Below are 17,878 nucleotides of genomic sequence, written 5' to 3' on the forward strand. Positions count from 1 at the left end.
CGACCAGCGGGTGCGTGACGGCAATTATGTCGCGTAGCGTGTGCTCAACCGAGGAGCCGGATGCGGTAGTCCCGCACGTCCGGATCTGTGGGAGCCGCGGGTGCGTAAGCACCCGTGGCCACCCGGTACCAGTCTTCTTCGGTAGGGTGGACAAGCGCAGCGCAGTCCACCAACAACGGCGCGGGGTTCGGTGGACTTCGCTCTCGCTCGTCCACCCTACCGGTCCAACCGATGACCAAGGCCCGGTTTTTGATGAGCATTGAGCAGCGCGGTGAGGCGGCAATCTCAAACGCTTGCGCTATCACTCTGCCAGGCTCACCTTAAGGGATGCCGCAACACCACGGAGTCAAACGGCTATGACGAATCTTGCCCGTGCCCAACCCTGCTCCGTTGAAGACTATTTGGCCAGTGAGGATGGCGCCGACGTCCGTCACGAGTATATCGACGGGGAGTTGTATGCCATGACTGGTGCCAGCGACCGTCATGGCCTGATCGTCGGTAACATCTACGCGCTGTTACGCCCGTTGCTGCGAGGCACCTCCTGCCAACTCTTCGCCAACGACATGAAGGTGCGACTGCACGTCCAGAATCAGGACATCTTCTACTATCCCGATCTGCTCCTGAGCTGCGATCCGAATGATCGCGCGACCTACTATCGCGCCCAGCCCTGTCTGCTCGTCGAGGTGCTGTCCGACTCCACCGCGCGGATCGACCGCCGAGAGAAGCTCTGGGCCTACCAGACCATTCCGAGCCTGCAGGAATGCCTGCTGATTTCGCAGAGTGCGCGCGAGGTCGAGATCCACCGTCGCGCGCGGGGCTGGGCGCTGGAGACCGTCGCCGAAGGCAGCGTTCGGCTCGATTGTCTAGATGTCGAGTTGCCGCTGGATGTGATCTATGAGGATGTTCTGGCGCCATGATCGAGCGGATGGCCGTATGGCAGGGGTCACCATTTAGCTGCCCCGCAAGTATTCGCCGAGGCCCAGCTCGTCGTACGTCCCGGCAACCAGCCCCAGGTGGTTGAGCGCTTTGCCGCTGTAGTGGCGCGGGCTGGCCATTGAGCCGGTTTCGCTGTGGACGGCCATGCGTACTTCCCCTCAGTGTTCGCGGAAAACGCGGTGATAGGGGAGTTGGAGGGGAATCTTTCGGTAGGGTGAACGGGTGCGGAATGTCGGCTAACGGGTTCTTGGGGTGTCGATGAGCCCGTTTGCGCAGTCGGTTCGGTCGCCGTCGGAGAGGCTTCTCGTGTCTGGCGTCGCCGCGGGGACGAGGATCGCTGTTCAGATCCTGTCGATCCCGCGAAATCCTGTCAGAATTGCAGCCAGGCAGTCGAGGTGTCGTCGCCGGGCTTGGCTCCACTCGGGCCAGCGCGCGGGGAGATCGACGCCTCCGAGGTTTTTGCCCGCTCGGATGCCCGGCTCCCGAGGCGCTCGCTCATGCGTTGGCATCGAGGCGGCGCACGGACGGCGAGGTTTGCCGGGCGTTCTCACGGTGTCCCTTAGATTCGACAGGTTCCGCAGATGAGTGACGAGAAGATCACCGATGTTGCCGCCTACGTGGCGGCGCTTGGTCAGAAGGCGCGTGTAGCGTCGCGCCGCCTCGCGCGAGCGAGCACGGGGGAGAAGAATGCGGCCTTGCTGAGGATCGCCGAACTCCTGGATCAGGCGCGCGCGTCGCTCGCCGAGGCCAATGGGCGGGACTTGGAGGCTGGCGCCGCCAAGGGTCTGGATGCCGCGCTGCTGGATCGGCTCGAACTGACGCCCGGGCGGATCGACGCCATGATCGAGGGCGTTCGTCAAATCGCCGCGCTGGCGGATCCGGTCGGTGCCATCTTCGATCTCAACTACCGCCCGTCGGGGATCCAGGTGGGGCGCATGCGCGTGCCGCTGGGCGTGGTCGGCATCATCTATGAGTCGAGGCCCAACGTGACCGTGGATGCCGCCGCGCTCTGTCTGAAATCCGGCAATGCGACGGTGTTGAGGGGTGGCTCCGAGGCCTATGCCTCCAATCAGGCCATCGCGGCCTGTATTCAGCGCGGCCTGGCCGAGGCGGGGCTGCCTGCGGAGGGTGTCCAGGTCGTGGCGACGACGGACCGCGCGGCCGTTGGCGCGATGATCACCATGCCGGAGTCGATCGACGTCATCATCCCGCGCGGCGGCAAGGGGCTGATCGAGCGGATCAGCCGCGACGCGCGTGTTCCTGTCATCAAGCACCTGGATGGCATCTGCCACGTCTATATCGACGCCGATGCGGATCCTGAGAAGGCCTTCCAGGTTGCGCTCAATGCCAAGACGCAGCGTTATGGGACCTGCAACACCATGGAGACCCTTCTGGTGGACGCGGCCGTGGCCAAGGCGATTCTGCCAAGACTTGGCGACGCCTACGGGGAGAAGGGCGTGGAGCTGCGCGGCTGTCCGCGCACCTGCGCGCTGCTGGGCGACGCCGTGCCGGCATCCGCGCAGGATTGGGACACCGAGTATCTGGCGCCCATCCTCTCCATTCGGATCGTCGAGGGTCTGGACGAGGCGATGGATCATATTGCCGCCCATGGCTCGGGTCACACCGAATCCATCGTGACGGAGAATTACACGCGCGCTAGACGCTTTCTGCGTGAGGTGGATTCCAGCTCCGTCATGGTCAATGCATCCACCCGTTTCGCGGATGGTTTCGAATACGGCCTGGGGGCGGAGATCGGAATCAGCACGGACAAGTTCCACGCCCGTGGCCCGGTCGGGCTGGAGGGCTTGACGTCGGTCAAGTTCGTCGTTCTGGGCGACGGCGAGATCCGAACCTAGGACCTGCCGGGCGCTCTAATGCCTAGCAGATCGACTTGTATCTCGTCCTCGACAATTGTCAATCGGGCTGTTAAGAATGGCGGACTAGATCGATTCGGCCTGTTGTTAGGTCGAGTATTGGTTGTTCGAATCCCCGCGTTAACCAAACCTGGAGTTTTCGTATGGCACGAGTAGTGATTCTTGGCGCCGGCATCTCTGGTCACACGGTCGCCAGATACCTGGGCAAGTGGATCGGAAAGAAACACGAGATCGTGGTTGTCTCCCCCAATGCAAAGTGGAATTGGGTGCCGTCCAACATCTGGGTCGGCGTTGGTGAGATGACCGAGTCTCAGGTCACCTTCGAGCTGGCGCCCATCTACAAGAAGATCAATGTGGCCTTCCATCAGGCCAAGGCTGTCTCCATCAACCCGGAGGGTAGTGCCGAGCACCAGAAGCCCTTCGTGACGATCGAATACACGAATGAGGCGCGCGCCGGGCAGAGCGCGGCGCTCGAGTATGACTTCCTGGTCAACGCGACCGGACCCAAGCTGAATTTTGGCGCGACGCCTGGCCTGGGGCCTGATGAGGGCTACAGTCAATCCGTCTGCACCCCAGGGCATGCGCTGCATGCCAATGCCGCATTGCAGAAGTGTATCGAGGAGATGAAGCAGGGTGCCCGCAAGACCTTCGTCGTCGGAACGGGGCACGGGATGTGCACCTGTCAGGGCGCGGCCTTCGAGTACATCTATAACGTGGATCACGCCGTGCGCGAGGCCGGTATGCGCGATCTGGCCCGCATCGTCTGGATCAGCAACGAATACGAGCTGGGCGATTTCGGAATGGGCGGGGTGCACATCCAGCGCGGCGGCTATCTCACCAATGGCAAGGTCTTCGCGGAATCGCTGATGGTCGAGCGCGGTATCGAGTGGATCACTCGGGCGCATGTCAGCAAGGTTGAGCCGACTAAGATCCACTACGAGCTCCTGGACGGGACGCAGCATGAGCTGGAGTACGATTTCAGCATGCTGATTCCGCCGTTCGCCGGCGTTGGCTTGAAGGCCTACGGCAAGGGCGGCGAGGACATCACCGCCGAGGTCTTCGCCCCCAATGGCTTCATGAAGGTCGACGCGGATTACAACCCCAAGGCCTTCGAGGACTGGGACAAGCACGACTGGCCCAAGACCTATCAGACGCCGAAATATAAGAACATCTTCGCCGTCGGCATTGCCTTCGCGCCGCCGCACCCAATCAGCAAGGTTATGAAGAGTCCCAGCGGTACCCAGATCAGCCCAACGCCGCCAAGGACCGGGATGCCATCGGCGACCATTGGTAAGGCGGTCGCAGGCAGTATTCGCGACATGCTCAAAGGGGCCTCGGCGCCGACCCATACCGCCTCCATGGCCGAGATGGGCGCGGCCTGCGTGGCCTCGACCGGGTCCGATATCTTCAAGGGGACGGCCGCGACCATGACGGTCTTCCCCGTGGTGCCGGACTATGAAACCTACCCGGAATACGGCCGCGACATGGACCTCACCTTCGGCGAAATCGGGCTGGCCGGGCATTGGATGAAATACATCCTGCACCATGTCTTCATCTATCAGGCCAAGCTCAGGCCGGGTTGGTCGATCCTTCCCGACTGATCGACCATCGACTTCATTGATCGTCTACCGTATCGATCGTCGACATCAGAACAAGACGACTTAGAACAAGAGAGGCAGAGGCAAATGGCAGTCAAGAACAAAGAGCCCTATCAGCAGGCCTACTATCCACCCGTTCCAACCGGGTTCACCAGATACATGCGCCGCTCGCTCATCTGGCAGTTCCTGCGTTTTTGGATCATCAATTTCAAGATTCTCAAGCTCTTGCTGAAGTCGCATAACTGATGCAACGAGGGCTTCGGGGCGCTGAGGCGGCCCCGGAGCGAGCAGGATCCTGACGAGCCGTGTCGGTGTAGGCCGACACGGCTCCTGCGTTTCCAGGTCGCCTTCGTTCGGCGGCCGCGGGGGACAACGGGGCGGAATTCTGCTACCGTCCACCGTATCGGTGTTCTTGGTTTTACTGTGATCGGACAAGGAGATCTTGCTTCAGACAGGCCCCGCCATTCTAGGGTGCGAGCAACCTGAGCCGGCCGGCAGCCGGCGCGGCCATTGTCGGTTGATTCGCGCGCTCTGCCGTTCGAGCCGCTCAGTGTTGGTTGGGCGAGCCGCGGGTCTGCGGCCGGATAGGTGCCGCAGCGAATGATCGGCGTTTTCGGTGGCACCTTCGACCCCGTCCATTTCGGGCATCTGCGTCCAGCCTTGGATGCGCTCCAGGGGCTGGGGCTGGAGCAGGTCAGATTCATCCCGCTCAACGTCGCCGTGCATCGCCCCCAGCCTTTGGCGCCCGCGGACCTGCGTTTGGCGATGCTCCAAGCCGCGATCGAGGCGCAGCCGGGATTCGTTGTCGACGCGCGTGAGTTGGCGCGGACGGGCGGCTCCTACACCTACGATACCCTGGTGTCACTGCGTGGCGACTTCGGTGCGCAACGCCCGCTGTGCCTTCTGGTGGGGGCGGATGCCTACGGCGGCTTTCTGGATTGGCATCGTCCGCTCGCGATCCTGGAGCTCGTTCATCTCGTGGTGATGCGGCGCCCAGGACATGATCCTGTCGCGGGTCCGGCGCTGCGCAATCTCTACCTGGAGCGCGGCTGTGACTGTGTGACTAAGCTGGCGCGATCGCCGGGCGGACGCATCCTTTTTCACGACGTCACCCAGATGGAGATCTCCTCGACGCAGGTCAGGCGACTTGTCGAGCAGGGATGCAGTCCACGCTATCTGCTGCCGGACGCCGTGCTGGAGCTGATCGCTCGTGAAGGGCTCTACCGCTGAGCAGGAGGCGGCGGTGTCGATCCTGGCTGCGCTGGGATCCGTCGATTGGACATCTTCCCGTGGGCGCGGTCCGTCACCGCGTCCGCCATTGGCTTTGACGCGGCGGGAACGCCTGCCGCTTTTTTTATTGCAGAGGAGAACGCATGCAGCTTGAGCAACTTCGGCAGTTGGTCCTCGACGCCTTGGCCGATATGAAGGCACGCGATATCGAGGTCATGGACGTTCGGGGCAAGACGGCGGTCACGGACTACATGGTCGTGGCCTCGGGAACCTCGGATCGGCATGTGAAGGCCATCGCCGAGACCATTGCCTTCCGCTCGAAGGAGGCAGGGGAGGCGCCGCTCGGCACGGAAGGCGTGGCGGAGGGCGAGTGGGCGCTGGTCGATCTGAATGGCGTGGTCGTGCATGTCATGCTCCCCAAGGTCCGCGATTTCTACAATCTCGAGCGCCTCTGGTCCGCGCCAGCGGTTGTGCCCAAGGTCGCATCGCACTCGATCTGACCCGATGATGGCCGATCCCCAGGGGTTTCTTGGCGACGATACGGGGCGACCGAGCTTGTCCATCGTCGCCGCCGTTGCCGACAATGGCGTCATTGGGCGCGCCAAGGGTCTTCCTTGGCGGCTGCCAGCGGATCTGGCGCACTTCCGTCGCCTCACGTTGGACAAGACCATCGTCATGGGGCGGAAGACCTGGGAGTCGCTGCCGGGGCTACTGCCGAGACGTCGCCACCTGGTCTTGAGTCGGGATGCGCGCTTTCAGGCCGAGGGTTGCAAGGTGTGTGACTCATTGGAGGCGGCAATCGCCGATGCGGCCGGCGAGCCTGAGTTGATGGTCGTGGGTGGGGCCTCTCTCTATGCCGAGGCCATGCCCTTGACCTCGCTTGTCTATCTCACACTGGTGCATACTCAGGCCAAGGGCGACACCTATTTTCCAGAATGGGATCGCTCCGAATGGCGGGAGGTCGCTCGAATCCAGCGTCCGGCAGATGAGGGCAACCCCTTCGATATGACTTTCGTCGAGCTGCGGCGTCTGGCCTGAGGCCGGTGCACGCACGGGCGCCGGTCCGCGTCAATCGCAACCTGGCTTGAGGAAACCCGGGCACTCGAGTTGCGCCGTCCGCATGGCACCCTGATCCAGTACGAGCGCAGTCAGCGCCCCACCCCAGAGGCAGCCACTGTCGATCGCCCACACGTTGTCGCCGGACCAGAATCCCAGCGTCGACCAATGGCCGAAGACGATGCGGTCTTGTCGCGTGCGTCGTCCCGGCATCTGGAACCAGGGCAGACGTCCTTTCGCCTGACTCCCGATCTCGCCCTTTTCCTTCAGGGCCAGGGTGCCGTCCGGCTCGCAAAAGCGCAGGCGAGTGAGGCAGTTGGTGATGAAGCGGAGGCGATCCATGCCGGCCAGCCCGGATGACCAGCGGTTGGGCCGATTCCCGTACATCACGTGCAGAAAATCCCGGTAGCCGTCGCCTCGCAGCACGGCCTCCAGTTCGGCCGCGTAGCGGCGTGCCTCCTGAAGGTTCCATTCTGGTGGCAGTCCGGCGTGGATCATGGTCAGGCCGATGTCCGCATCGTGATGGAGTAGCGGGCGATGGCGCAGCCAGTCCAGCAGCGCGTCGCGATCCGGTGCATCCAGGATCGCGTCGAGGGTGCTCTTCTTGGCATGCTTGGCGTTGCCCGCTGCCACGGCGAGCAGATGGAGATCGTGGTTGCCCAGCACCACGATGGCGGCGTCGCCCAAGTCGCGGACGAAGCGCAGTACCTCGAGGGATTGAGGCCCGCGATTCACCAGGTCTCCAACGAACCACAGCCGATCGCTCGAGGGATCGAAGGCGAGCCTGTCCAGGAGTCTCCTCAGCTCCGCGTAGCAGCCTTGAATGTCGCCGATGGCGTAGGTTGACATGGGCGCCTGCTCAGTTGCGGTGGTGGCGGTTGGCTCGATCCGTCGGTCTCTTGACCGGGCTCAATGAATGCGCGTCGAGGTGAGGGAGAAGACCGGGATCTCTGCTTGGAACCGGATTCCGTCGTCGCCGACCATGCCGTAGAATCCCTGCATGCTGCCGAGGGGCGTCGCGAGGATCGTGCCGCTGGTGTAGCGAAAGGATTCCCCGGGTCTCAAATGAGGCTGCTCGCCGACGACCCCCTGTCCCCTGACCTCCTGCACCTTGCCGTCAGCGTCGGTAATGATCCAGTGGCGGTCGAGCAACTGTGCCGCCTTTTCACCGCGATTCTCGATCGTGATGGTGTAGGCGAAGACATACCTGCCCTCGTTGGGGGAGGAGCTGTCCGCCTGGTACTGGCTCTCGGCCGAGACCTTGATGGAGTAATCGTTCACGTCTGTCTCCGCTGAAGGGCGTCGAGTCGGGCGAGCGGCTAGGTTGGCCGCCTTGGAGGCCGTTGATTCGAAACCGTGAATTTGGGTGGAATGCTTGTAATATTTTGAAATAGTTGTACGCTAATCTTGAAAGTTTACGCGAATCCATGGGCAGGATCTTGATCACTTCAAAACGTCGTCACCGGAGACCGGATCCACTCCTCCTTTTGATGGCCTTCGTTGCCATCGGGATGTGTGTCACGGTCAGTTACCAGGTGCTCATCTACTCTGACGCGGGCCAAACGATCTTCGCAAGGCAGTCGCCGCCGGCCGTCCAGGTCGGCGGCTAAGGGCGGCATCCCTCGTGGCGATCACCACGATGTTCGAACGACTGTCCGCGCGAGCGGCGGTCCGGTCCTTTTCGCAACGATGATGCAGATTGCCGACAAGCTTCGATTGGCGGTCGTGGGCGTCGGCTATCTCGGCCGTTTTCACGCCCTCATCTATTCGCGGATGGCTGACGTCGAGTTGGTCGGCGTTTTCGATACGGATGACGCGCGCGCCCGAAGCGTTGCGGAAGAGGCCGGGTGCGCGGTCTTTGACTCCCTCGACGCGCTCCTCGATCGCGTCGATGCCGTCAGCGTCGTGGTCCCGACGAGCGCACACCTCGCGGCCGCGGCGCCCTTCCTCGCGCGTGGCATCCATGTCCTGCTTGAAAAACCCATCGCCGCCAACGCGGCCGACGGCGCCGAGATCGTCCGCCTTGCGAGCGAGCATGGGGCACGGCTTCAGATCGGCCATGTCGAACGCTTCAACGCCGGTGTCATGGCGCTTGCCGAGCGCATCCGCGCGCCGCTCTATCTCGAAGCGCAGCGGATGGGCAGCTTCGTCGAGCGGGCAACCGACGTCGACGTCGTCTCGGATCTCATGATCCACGACATCGATATCATCCTCTCGCTGGTGGGTGCGGAGATCACGGCGATCTCCGCCGTGGGTGCCTCTATCCTGACCGAGCATGTGGATATCGCCAACGCGCGCCTCGAGTTTGCCAATGGTGCTGTGGCGAATGTGGTAGCGAGCCGGGTCTCGGACAAGACGACGCGACGTATTCGGGTCTTTCAGGCGCGCGGCTATCTCTCGCTCGATTTCGTCGCGCAGACCATCGATATCGCCGCGCCGCGCGAGGTCGCGGGGGCTCCCCGCCCGGAGATCGTCCGCGAGCGGATTCAGGTCGAGCCTGTGAAGCCGTTGGATGCCGAGCTGGCGGCCTTCGTGCAGTGTATCCGCGAGGCTCGGCCGCCTCTTGTCGATGGACGAACCGGGCTTGCGGCGCTTGAAGTCGCGCTTGAGGTCCGCGCCTGTATTCAGCGCTCAACCGATCTGCAGAAGCGGCATCTACGGGGGCTTTGACGCCCTCCCGCCGCTCGCTGCACCATCTCTTCGATTCGTCCGACCGCTTGGCGCTGACTGCTTCGGGTCGCGCGACCTCTTGCGTGTCGACGCCCGCTAGCGGCGGTGCTGGACCATGGCGCTCGCCATCTCCACGGCGGCGCTCAGACTGCCGAGATCCGCCTTCGCCGTCCCCGCCAGATCGAGTGCCGTGCCGTGATCGACCGAGGTCCGGATGATCGGGAGTCCCAGGGTGACGTTCACGGCGCGACCGAAGCCCAGGTGCTTGAGCACGGGCAATCCTTGATCGTGGTACATGGCCAGCACGGCATCGGCTTGGGCGAGCCGGTCGGGCACGAATGCGGTGTCGGCTGGCAGCGGACCGACCAGATTCCAGCCCCGTTCCCGCAGCAGCGCAAGCACGGGCTCGATGACCTCCAACTCCTCGCGGCCGAGATGCCCTCCTTCCCCCGCATGGGGGTTCAGCCCGCAGACGAGCACCCGCGGGTCCGCGATGCCGAAGGTGTCGCGGAGATCGCGATGCAGGATCTCCACGACGCGCGTGAGGTGGGGGCGCGTGATGGCGCGGCTGACCTCGCTCAGGGGGAGATGTGTCGTGGCGAGCGCGACGCGCAGCTCGGGGATGGCCAGCATCATCACCGGCTCGGCGCCGCAGCGCTCCGCGAGCAATTCGGTGTGCCCAGTGAAGGGAACGCCGGCGTCGTTGATGACGCCCTTGTGCACCGGGCCGGTCACCAGTGCGTCGAAGGTCCCATCCAGGCAGCCGTCACAGGCGCGTTCGAGGGTCTCGATCACATAGCGGGCGTTGCCTGGGTCCAATTGGCCGGGTCTCGCCGGTTGCGCGAGCGGGGTGGGCATCACGAGCAACTGATGCGGACGTCTCGGGGCGGCTGCTTGGCTCGGGTCGAACACCTGGATCTGGAGGCGCAGGCCGAGCATCTCTGCGCGCGAGGCCAGCAGATCAGGGTCGGCGACGGCGACCAGCTCGGCTGGGGTCTTTGTGGCCGCCAGGCGCACGAGCAGATCTGGTCCGATGCCAGCCGGTTCTCCCGGTGTTATGACGAGGCGTGGAAGGATGGCGTTCATGGATCGTTGTGAGGCTCGGGATCGTTCTGAAGCTCGTCTGCGCGCGAGGGCGTTTAGTGGTGCCTGAGCTATTGCTCGCGGGTCAGTCGGATCTCGACATAGGCCTCGTCCCGCAGCTGCCGCAGCCATTCTTCGGTCGCCTCTTCGGCCTTGCGGCGCTGTAGCGCCTCGCGGGCCTTGATGCGTAGGATGCTTTCGCTGGTGTCCTGGCTGCGCCGCTCCAGGACCTGGACGATATGCCAGCCGAAGGGGCTCTTGAAGGGCTCGCTGATCTGGTTTACGACGAGCCCGTTCATCGTCTCCTCGAACTCCGGCACGGTGTCGCCGGGGCTCGCCCAGCCGAGGTCGCCGCCCTTGAGTGCCGAGCCGGTGTCGTCGGAGTGCGCGCGTGCCAGGGTTGCGAAGTCGTCCCCGCCCTGGATGCGCTGCTTGAGCTGACCGAGGCGTTGCTTGGCGTCGTCGTCGGAGACGATCTCGTTGGTGCGGATCAGGATGTGTCGGGCGTGCGTCTGGGTGACGTTCTCGGGGGTCGCGGCCTTGATCTCGCGCATCTTGATGATGTGGAAGCCGCTGGGGCTGCGCAGCGGGTCGCTGATCTCGCCCTCGGCCATGGAATAGGCGAGGTCCGAGACCAGGGCCGGGACCGCACCCATCTCGAACCAGCCCAAGTCGCCGCCCTCGAGTGCATTGCGCCCGTCCGATTCGCGCACCGCGACCTCCGCGAAATCCGCCCCGGCGCGCAGCTTCGCGACCAGGCGTTTCGCCTTGTCCTCCGCGGCCTGGATCTGCTGCGTTGAGGCGTTATCAGGCAGCGCGATGAGGATGTGCTGAAGCCTGACCTGCTCGCGCTCGATGAGGCGGCTGGCCTCTTTGGCCAGGAAGAGGTCGATCTCGCGCTCACTGACCTGGATCTTTTTCACGACCTCCTGGCTCTGCAGGCGGCTGGTGAGGATCTGCGAGCGGGTGTCATTGCGGAAATCCTCGAAGCGGATGCCGCCGGCCTCCAGCGTCGCCTTCAGCTCTTCGAGCGAGAGGCCGTTGCGCTTGGCGATGTTGTTCATGGCCTCGGTCAGCGCCGCATCGTCCACGGTGATGCCCAGAGCCTTGGCGCGCTGTTGTTGCAGGCGCTTGAGGATGAGGCGATCCAGCACCTGTTTCTCCAACTGGGCGCGCGGCGGCACGGCGGTCCCCTGGCGGTTGAGCTGGGGGATGGTGAGGTCGACCTCCCGATCCAGCTCGCTCTGGACGACCACGTCGTCGTTGACCACGGCGACGATGGCGTCCAGCTCCTGGGACGCTGCCAGAAGGCCGCTCGCGCTCGTGTAGAGGAGCAGGGCGGTCGCCAGCCCGGGCAGGAGGGACGCAAGCCGCTTCGGGGCGCGGCTATTCCGACTGATATCCATAGATTCCTCGTTCCAGGAGCTTGTCGATCTGGTTGCCAAAAGAGCCCAGACCGGCGAGCTCCAGTTGAAGCATGACGCTGGTGCTGGCGGTTTCGTCGGCACTGCTTTTGAGGTGCTGGCCAAGCAAGCGCAGTCGCCAGCAGCAGCGCCCGAATTCGACGCCCGCGAAGGCCTCGACCGTTTCGTCGTTGAGCATCGAGTAGAGCCAGCGTCCGACCAATCTGACGTCGGAGGTCACCGGCATCTGGAAGGACAGATCCGTATTCTCGTATGCCTCGGAGGTCGTGTTGCCGAGATTGTATCTGTAGGCCAGGTTGATCAGGTGGTCCCGGTCGGGGGCGTATCTCAGTTGCAAGACCTGTTTTTCCCAGGGTTGTTCCGTCTCGTGCGGGTTCCATTGCAGGCTTGCCGTCGCCGTCCAGTCCGGATGCAGGCGCGCGGACAGCTCGCTGGCCAGCGATGAGCTGATGTCGTCCTCGGTGCTATCGTCTTCCAATTGGACGCGGGGATTGTCGAAGTAGTAGATCTGGCCAAGGCTGGCGCGCAGCAACTCCTCGCCGCCGTGGTTGATGGTGCGGGAGGTCACGCCTACTGTGAGGCGGTTCGCGTCGCCAATCCTGTCATAGCCGGTGAAACGATTGGGGCGGAAGAGGCTCGCGAAACTGAAGTCGAGCGCCGTGGTGTCGAAGAGCGGGTTGTCCGCCTGATCCTCGTAGGGGGTCAGCACGTAGTAGAGGCGTGGTTCGAGCGTTTGCAGGGCGCTGTTGCCGAGCCAGTTGGCCTCGCGCTCGAAGATGAGCTTGCCGTCGATGTCCATGCTCGGGATCAAGTGGTTGAGCTGGTCGGGGGCGCCGTCCTCCTGCTCGACCAGGTCGTAACCCGTGTAGTAGAGCCGGGTGCGTGGGATCAGGTAGCCGAAGCTGCGGCGCAGCGGTATGCGCAGCGACGGGATGGCGACCAGGCGGTTGCCATGCACGGCGGCACTGTGATCGAAGTAGTCGTATTGGCTGTCGAAGTCATACTCGAGGAATTCCTTCCAGGTGTCCGGGTCCATTGCCAGCTCGATGTGCGGCAGCTGACCATAGGGGCGGTCCGCGGGTTCGATGCTGGCGTCGACGGTCTGGAATTGCTGGAGGCGTCCGAGCAGGCGCCATCCCTCGCCGTTGTAGCGGATGTCGCCCCGCTGGCTCAGGTTGCGGATGCTGGTGACGTCCAGCCGGTTGCCGAAATCCTCCAAGTAGGCATCGTCCGAGACCGAGGCGTAGTCGATGGAGGACGTCCAGCGCGAGCCCAGATGACCGTTTTCCTTGATGCGCAAGGCGCTGCGCACGCCGTCATCCGGCGCCTGTTGATCGTGCGGCAGGATTTCTCCGTCGATCTCGATGCGCTGGAAGGAGGAGAGATGCCTGAATTGCGCACCCAGCATGAGGCCGCGCATGCTCATGTAGCGCGGGGTGATGGTCGCGTCCATGTTGGGCGCGATGTTCCAGTAGTAGGGCAGGCTGATATCCGTCCCGGTCGAATCGGATGAGCCGAAGGTCGGGATCAGCAGGCCGCTGCGACGACGACCGTCGATGGGGAAGCGCAGATAGGGCGTATAGAGCACCGGGATGTCGGCGATCCGAATGCGCGCGTGACGGGCCGTGCCGAGCCCCGCCGCCTGGTCGAGTTCCAGGTCGCTCGCCAGGATCGACCAGTCGGCGTTACCCGGCGGGCACGTGGTGTAGATGATGTCGCGATAGCGGCTCTGCTGCTCATTCAGCAGCCACGCCTGCTCGGCCTCGCCGCGCAGGTTCGCATTGCCGGACATGCGATAGCCGGGCTTCTCGATCGTCCCCTTCTTGGTCTCGAGGTTGTACTGCGCGGACTCGCCGGTGAGGCGAACGCCTGGGTACTCCAAGAAGACGTGACCCGCGGCCTTCACATCCCCGTTGTGTCGGTCGTAGCTGGAGCGGTCGGATTCGAAGCGGCGTCCCTCCTGAAGGATCTCGACGTTTCCGAGCAGGTCGATGAGGTCGGCATTCTGATCATAGCCGACCCGGTCGGCAGTGATATCGATGGGTTGCTGCTCATTGGCTGTCAGCGCCGACATGGATGCGAGCTTGTTGACACCTGGCTTGGGGCCGCAGTAATCCCAGGTCAGCCCGGCATGCAGGCGTTCGTCATCCGAGCGGCGACCCTTCTCCAGCCTCGTCGCTGGCGGCCCCGTTGGGGCGGGGGGCGTGGCCGGCTCGTCGACCTTGGGTGAGGGGCCTCGGGGCTCCAAGGGGCCGAGTCCAGGGTCGCCTGGTGTCGGCGTGCTGGGCGTCAGCGTCGGCAGGGCCGAGTCATCGGCCTCGGGCGGGGTCGGCTGGAAGATCTCGCCCCGTGCGGATGCCTCCTCTTCCGGATCAGGTGGCTGTGCCTGGGTTGCGGAGGCGCCCTGCTGCACGGATGCGCCTCCCGCCGGCGCCGGCGTGGCCTGGCATTCGGCTTGGCCGGCGTCGGTTGCGCCAGTGCAGTCTGAGTGCTCGGCGGCCGCCGTCTGATCCTTGGGCAGGCTGGGAGGCGAGAGCACAAGCAGGATGAGCAGGGTCGCGCTCTGCACATTGCCTTTGAGGTTGGCCATAGTCGGCATCCGTCAGGCGGACTCGCTATAGAAAAGTGGACGGCTGATGTTCAACCTGTAACCATGGCACATCCGCGACCTGCCAGCAATCGCAAAGCCGTCCATCCGCGCGGATGCTGGCACCCCTCCGGCCCGGTCTTCCCGTCGGTTCGGTGTTTCCATCAGGGTATCGTCAATTCCGCCGAGTCGCTCGGCGGCTTGGGGTAGAGGCGAGTGTCAGAACGAAATCAGGCATTGCTGGCTTGGCTGGCCGAGGTGATCGGCGCCAACGGGTTCGAGATGGCGCCCGCGTCTTCGGATGCGAGCTTTCGCCGCTATTGGCGTGTCACCCACGCCGGGCGCACCACCATTGCCATGGATGCACCGCCGCAACACGAGGATTGCGGACGTTATGCCGACCTCTCGCGTCGCTTTCGCGCCATCGGCATCAACACCCCCGAGATCCTGGCCGAGGATCGCGCGCAGGGGTTCCTTCTGATTTCCGACCTCGGGAATGGCGTCTACTTGAGCCATCTTCGCGAGGACACCGCGGACCGGCTCTATGGCGATGCCCTGGGAGCCCTGCTGACCATCCAGGCCCGCGGTCCGCTGGACGGCTTGCCCGTCTATGACGCGCCTTTCCTGCTGCGCGAGCTGGGGCTCTTCCGTGAATGGTTCCTGGAGCGGCACCTGGGGCTCGATCTGAGCGAGGCTGATCGAACCATGCTGGATGGTGTCGACGCCCTGCTGGTCGAGAGTGCCCTGGAGCAGCCCCAGGTCTGCGTGCATCGAGACTATCACTCGCGCAATCTCATGCTGACGGAGGTCGGCAACCCCGGTGTTCTGGATTTCCAGGACGCGGTCGTCGGACCTGTCACCTATGACCTGGTCTCGCTCCTGCGCGATTGTTACATCAGCTGGCCGGCCGAGCAGGTGACCGATTGGGCGCTTGGCTACCAGCGCCTCGCCCGTCAGTCCGGGGTCATCCAAGAGGAGAGCCCCGCAACCTTCCTGCGCTGGTTCGATCTCATTGGGCTGCAGCGCCACCTCAAGGTCTGCGGTATCTTCGCCCGGCTGAATATCCGCGACGGCAAGCCGCACTATCTGGACGATCTGCCGCGAACGCTCGGCTACATGCTGGAGGTGGCGGACCGCTACCCCGAGCTGGCGGGCCTCTCCGCGCTGCTGCGCCTGCGGGTGCTGCCGAGAATGACCGCTGCCGACGCAGCGGCCGTTTGAGCGATCGCGCGGCCGTCGTCTGGCTTCTGGCTGTTGCTCCTCGCCCGTCGGTTCCCTGGTGCCGTGCCGGCGTGCGCTGGATGGTCATGGGATCGTCATCGAAATTTCATCGTTCCCTGATCCGGATTTCTTCCTTTTTTCTTAGTCTCCCGCGTTCAAAACACGATGGTGGCACGGCGTCCATGGCGCCTGTGTCTCACTCAGCCATTCAGGAACGCACACCATGAATCAGCTAGGCAGAACCCTCTGCAGCCTGCCGGCGTTGTCGCTGGCGCTGGGCTGCTCCCAGACATCCGCCGACCTCGGCGCGCTGGAATTCGCGGAGGTCTCCGTCCCCCAGACCCAGGAAGAGAAGCGCGAGATTCGCGCCTCGGACAGCGTCACGGTGGACGGTCGGGCCTATGCCATCGGCTACCGCGATCTGGTGCGGACCAATCAGGTCCTGCCGAAGCTCGCCGGCCGCCCGCTGGAGACGGAGGTCTTCGGTCTGCTCAAGGACAAGAACGGCGCCCCCCTGATGCTCGAAGATGGCAGTCCCTGGGTCTGCACCAACGGGTCCGGCCCGGACTACACCTCGCTCATCAAATATGGCATGAACCTCTTCGCGGTCACTCAGTTGGAGTGCGGCCTGGGCGGCGCCTATGTCACCAAGCTCGCGCAGGACGACCAGGGCAATCTCAGTGCGATCGCGACCCGCTCGGTGGACTTCTCCGATGTCTTCGGGACCTACGTCAACTGCGCCGGCATGACCACGCCCTGGAACTCGCACCTCGGCTCCGAGGAATACGAGCCGCCCATGGCGATTTTCAATCCCAACGCCGAGGACCGCGCCTGGTTCGACGATCCGAGCTGGCACGATGCGCACGTCCAGGCCATCGCGGACTACAACCACATCGAGAATACGGCCGAGAACGCCGCCTATCTGGGCTACATGTACGGCTGGATACCCGAGATCAAGATCACGTCGGCGAATGGCGACCAGCGCGTCAACAAGCACTTCGCCATGGGCCGCTTCGCCCATGAGTTGGCCTACGTGATGCCCGATAACCGCACCGTCTATCTCTCCGACGACGGCACCAACGTCGGCCTCTTCATGTTCATTGCCGACCGGCCCAAGGTCCTGAGTGCCGGCACGCTCTACGCGGCGCGCTGGGTGCAGACGTCGGGTGAGGGCGTCGGTGCGGCGAATCTCGAGTGGATCAATCTGGGACACGCCACGAACGACGAGATTCGTGCCGCCATCGCGCGCAAGACCACCTTCGGCGGCATGTTCGACAAGGCGGACCCGCTCGACGCCGCGGCGGGCATCTGTCCGGAAGGCTACACCAGCACCAACACCTACGACGAAGGCCTGCTCTGCACCCGTCTGGTGCCCGGGATGGAGAAAATCGCCTCCCGCCTGGAGACTCGGCTCTACGCCGCGCACAAGGGCGCCACGACGGAGTTCCGCAAAGAGGAGGGCATCACCTTCAATCCGGACGACTACGTCCTCTACGTTGCCATGAGCGAGGTCGCCAAGGGCATGTTGGACGGCTCATCCAATGACGTAGGTGGGCCGAACCACATTCGCCTGGCGGAGGCCGACAAGTGCGGTGCCGTCTACGGCTTGAACCTCAAGGGCGAGGCGACGGATACGGATGGCAAGCCCATGGAGAGCAACTTCGTCGCCTTCAACATGTATGGCGTGGTCGCCGGCAGCCCCAGGGACTACAGTGGCACCGCGCTGTCCGAGAACAGCTGCGACGTCAATGGCATCGCCTCCCCGGACAACCTCAGCTACCTGCCCAAGCACAAGACGTTGGTGATCGGCGAAGACACCAGCGCCCATCAGAACGACTACGTCTGGAGCTTCGATGTCGGTACTCGCAAGCTCACGCGGATCGCCACCACGCCCTATGGCGCGGAGACGACCTCGCCCTTCTGGCACGCGGATATCAACGGCTACGGTTACCTGACCCTGGTCACGCAGCATCCTTACGGTGAGTCGGACGAGGATCAGGCCCAGAGCCCGGACGACAAGGAGTCGCACGTCGGCTACATCGGTCCCTTCCCCGCGCTCGACTGAGCCCTTCTGGCGGGCCGAGGCGCAGGGACGCGCCGTGCCCGACGCCCCGGCCAAGCTGCATGCGCGGCTGAACCAGCATCAGCCGACGGGCGTCCGACAGCCTCTGCTCTGAAGCCGCGGTCGCGCTCGAGACG

At 64.0% G+C, this 17,878-nt stretch carries 16 protein-coding genes; 10 read left to right on the forward strand and 6 right to left on the reverse strand.

The features are described 5' to 3' along the window. Positions 1–356: 356 nt before the first annotated feature. Positions 357–917, forward strand: coding sequence for a Uma2 family endonuclease (locus CKO23_RS13810; RefSeq protein WP_200332107.1), 561 nt, complete (start codon positions 357–359; stop codon positions 915–917). A 33-nt stretch (positions 918–950) separates the two neighbouring features. On the opposite strand, the gene CKO23_RS25675 is transcribed toward CKO23_RS13810, so the two are convergent. Continuing rightward, on the reverse strand, positions 951–1,082 hold the full coding sequence (locus tag CKO23_RS25675; RefSeq protein WP_242482433.1) for a DUF4277 domain-containing protein: 132 nt from the start codon (positions 1,080–1,082) through the stop codon (positions 951–953). Between the two features lie 435 nt (positions 1,083–1,517). On the opposite strand from CKO23_RS25675, the gene CKO23_RS13815 reads away from it, so the two are divergent. The 6 genes from CKO23_RS13815 to CKO23_RS13840 all read left to right on the forward strand — a co-directional run bounded on the left by CKO23_RS13815 (position 1,518) and on the right by CKO23_RS13840 (position 6,676). Continuing rightward, entirely contained in the window at positions 1,518–2,792 is a 1,275-nt protein-coding gene (locus tag CKO23_RS13815; RefSeq protein ID WP_200332109.1) for a glutamate-5-semialdehyde dehydrogenase, read from the forward strand. 161 nt (positions 2,793–2,953) lie between these two features. Beyond that, the gene (locus CKO23_RS13820) at positions 2,954–4,411 is read left to right on the forward strand and encodes an NAD(P)/FAD-dependent oxidoreductase (RefSeq protein WP_200332111.1); all 1,458 of its coding nucleotides are present in this window, start codon (positions 2,954–2,956) and stop codon (positions 4,409–4,411) included. A gap of 84 nt (positions 4,412–4,495) precedes the next feature. Continuing rightward, complete coding sequence (locus CKO23_RS13825; protein ID WP_200332113.1) at positions 4,496–4,654, forward strand: hypothetical protein; 159 nt, start codon at positions 4,496–4,498, stop codon at positions 4,652–4,654. A 354-nt stretch (positions 4,655–5,008) separates the two neighbouring features. Beyond that, positions 5,009–5,638, forward strand: coding sequence for a nicotinate-nucleotide adenylyltransferase (gene nadD, locus CKO23_RS13830; RefSeq protein ID WP_200332115.1), 630 nt, complete (start codon positions 5,009–5,011; stop codon positions 5,636–5,638). A 143-nt stretch (positions 5,639–5,781) separates the two neighbouring features. Next, positions 5,782–6,138 carry a ribosome silencing factor gene (rsfS, locus tag CKO23_RS13835; RefSeq protein WP_200332123.1) on the forward strand — a complete coding sequence of 119 codons (357 nt, stop codon included), beginning with the start codon at positions 5,782–5,784 and terminating at the stop codon, positions 6,136–6,138. 4 nt (positions 6,139–6,142) lie between these two features. Next, entirely contained in the window at positions 6,143–6,676 is a 534-nt protein-coding gene (locus tag CKO23_RS13840) for a dihydrofolate reductase (protein WP_242482434.1), read from the forward strand. A 30-nt stretch (positions 6,677–6,706) separates the two neighbouring features. On the opposite strand, the gene CKO23_RS13845 is transcribed toward CKO23_RS13840, so the two are convergent. Both CKO23_RS13845 and apaG read right to left on the reverse strand, forming a co-directional pair. Then, positions 6,707–7,543 (reverse strand): symmetrical bis(5'-nucleosyl)-tetraphosphatase, encoded by an 837-nt coding sequence (locus CKO23_RS13845; protein ID WP_200332125.1) that lies wholly within the window; start codon positions 7,541–7,543, stop codon positions 6,707–6,709. Between the two features lie 60 nt (positions 7,544–7,603). After that, positions 7,604–7,975: a Co2+/Mg2+ efflux protein ApaG gene (apaG, locus tag CKO23_RS13850; RefSeq protein ID WP_200332127.1), complete on the reverse strand. Its 372-nt coding sequence runs from the start codon at positions 7,973–7,975 to the stop codon at positions 7,604–7,606. A 408-nt stretch (positions 7,976–8,383) separates the two neighbouring features. Between apaG and CKO23_RS13855 the strand changes: the two genes are divergently transcribed. Beyond that, the gene (locus CKO23_RS13855; protein WP_200332129.1) at positions 8,384–9,364 is read left to right on the forward strand and encodes a Gfo/Idh/MocA family protein; all 981 of its coding nucleotides are present in this window, start codon (positions 8,384–8,386) and stop codon (positions 9,362–9,364) included. Positions 9,365–9,460: 96 nt separating this feature from the next. Here CKO23_RS13855 and pdxA read toward each other — a convergent pair whose 3' ends face one another. The 3 genes from pdxA to lptD form a co-directional block, all read right to left on the reverse strand. After that, on the reverse strand, positions 9,461–10,450 hold the full coding sequence (pdxA, locus tag CKO23_RS13860; RefSeq protein ID WP_200332131.1) for a 4-hydroxythreonine-4-phosphate dehydrogenase PdxA: 990 nt from the start codon (positions 10,448–10,450) through the stop codon (positions 9,461–9,463). Between the two features lie 68 nt (positions 10,451–10,518). Next, positions 10,519–11,853, reverse strand: coding sequence for a peptidylprolyl isomerase (locus CKO23_RS13865; RefSeq protein ID WP_200332133.1), 1,335 nt, complete (start codon positions 11,851–11,853; stop codon positions 10,519–10,521). Then, the gene (gene lptD / locus CKO23_RS13870) at positions 11,834–14,461 is read right to left on the reverse strand and encodes an LPS-assembly protein LptD (RefSeq protein WP_242482435.1); all 2,628 of its coding nucleotides are present in this window, start codon (positions 14,459–14,461) and stop codon (positions 11,834–11,836) included. The genes CKO23_RS13865 and lptD overlap by 20 nt, the downstream gene beginning before the upstream one ends. Positions 14,462–14,674: 213 nt before the next feature. On the opposite strand from lptD, the gene CKO23_RS13875 reads away from it, so the two are divergent. Both CKO23_RS13875 and CKO23_RS13880 read left to right on the forward strand, forming a co-directional pair. Further along, complete coding sequence (locus tag CKO23_RS13875; RefSeq protein WP_346014607.1) at positions 14,675–15,679, forward strand: aminoglycoside phosphotransferase family protein; 1,005 nt, start codon at positions 14,675–14,677, stop codon at positions 15,677–15,679. A 223-nt stretch (positions 15,680–15,902) separates the two neighbouring features. Beyond that, positions 15,903–17,744 carry a PhoX family protein gene (locus tag CKO23_RS13880; protein ID WP_200332145.1) on the forward strand — a complete coding sequence of 614 codons (1,842 nt, stop codon included), beginning with the start codon at positions 15,903–15,905 and terminating at the stop codon, positions 17,742–17,744. Positions 17,745–17,878: the final 134 nt, after the last annotated feature.

The sequence above is a fragment of the Thiocystis violacea genome (assembly GCF_016583565.1).
Lineage (GTDB): Bacteria > Pseudomonadota > Gammaproteobacteria > Chromatiales > Chromatiaceae > Thiorhodococcus > Thiorhodococcus violaceus_A.

What these genes read in the sequence shown, in the direction of transcription:
- lptD (WP_242482435.1), bottom strand. Translation starts at nt 14,461, where the DNA reads ATGGCCAACCTCAAAGGCAATGTGCAGAGCGCGACCCTGCTCATCCTG.
- CKO23_RS13810 (WP_200332107.1), top strand. Translation starts at nt 357, where the DNA reads ATGACGAATCTTGCCCGTGCCCAACCCTGCTCCGTTGAAGACTATTTG.
- CKO23_RS13845 (WP_200332125.1), bottom strand. Translation starts at nt 7,543, where the DNA reads ATGTCAACCTACGCCATCGGCGACATTCAAGGCTGCTACGCGGAGCTG.
- CKO23_RS13865 (WP_200332133.1), bottom strand. Translation starts at nt 11,853, where the DNA reads ATGGATATCAGTCGGAATAGCCGCGCCCCGAAGCGGCTTGCGTCCCTC.
- CKO23_RS13825 (WP_200332113.1), top strand. Translation starts at nt 4,496, where the DNA reads ATGGCAGTCAAGAACAAAGAGCCCTATCAGCAGGCCTACTATCCACCC.
- CKO23_RS13815 (WP_200332109.1), top strand. Translation starts at nt 1,518, where the DNA reads ATGAGTGACGAGAAGATCACCGATGTTGCCGCCTACGTGGCGGCGCTT.
- CKO23_RS13855 (WP_200332129.1), top strand. Translation starts at nt 8,384, where the DNA reads ATGATGCAGATTGCCGACAAGCTTCGATTGGCGGTCGTGGGCGTCGGC.
- CKO23_RS13880 (WP_200332145.1), top strand. Translation starts at nt 15,903, where the DNA reads ATGAATCAGCTAGGCAGAACCCTCTGCAGCCTGCCGGCGTTGTCGCTG.
- CKO23_RS13820 (WP_200332111.1), top strand. Translation starts at nt 2,954, where the DNA reads ATGGCACGAGTAGTGATTCTTGGCGCCGGCATCTCTGGTCACACGGTC.
- nadD (WP_200332115.1), top strand. Translation starts at nt 5,009, where the DNA reads ATGATCGGCGTTTTCGGTGGCACCTTCGACCCCGTCCATTTCGGGCAT.
- pdxA (WP_200332131.1), bottom strand. Translation starts at nt 10,450, where the DNA reads ATGAACGCCATCCTTCCACGCCTCGTCATAACACCGGGAGAACCGGCT.
- CKO23_RS25675 (WP_242482433.1), bottom strand. Translation starts at nt 1,082, where the DNA reads ATGGCCGTCCACAGCGAAACCGGCTCAATGGCCAGCCCGCGCCACTAC.
- rsfS (WP_200332123.1), top strand. Translation starts at nt 5,782, where the DNA reads ATGCAGCTTGAGCAACTTCGGCAGTTGGTCCTCGACGCCTTGGCCGAT.
- CKO23_RS13840 (WP_242482434.1), top strand. Translation starts at nt 6,143, where the DNA reads ATGATGGCCGATCCCCAGGGGTTTCTTGGCGACGATACGGGGCGACCG.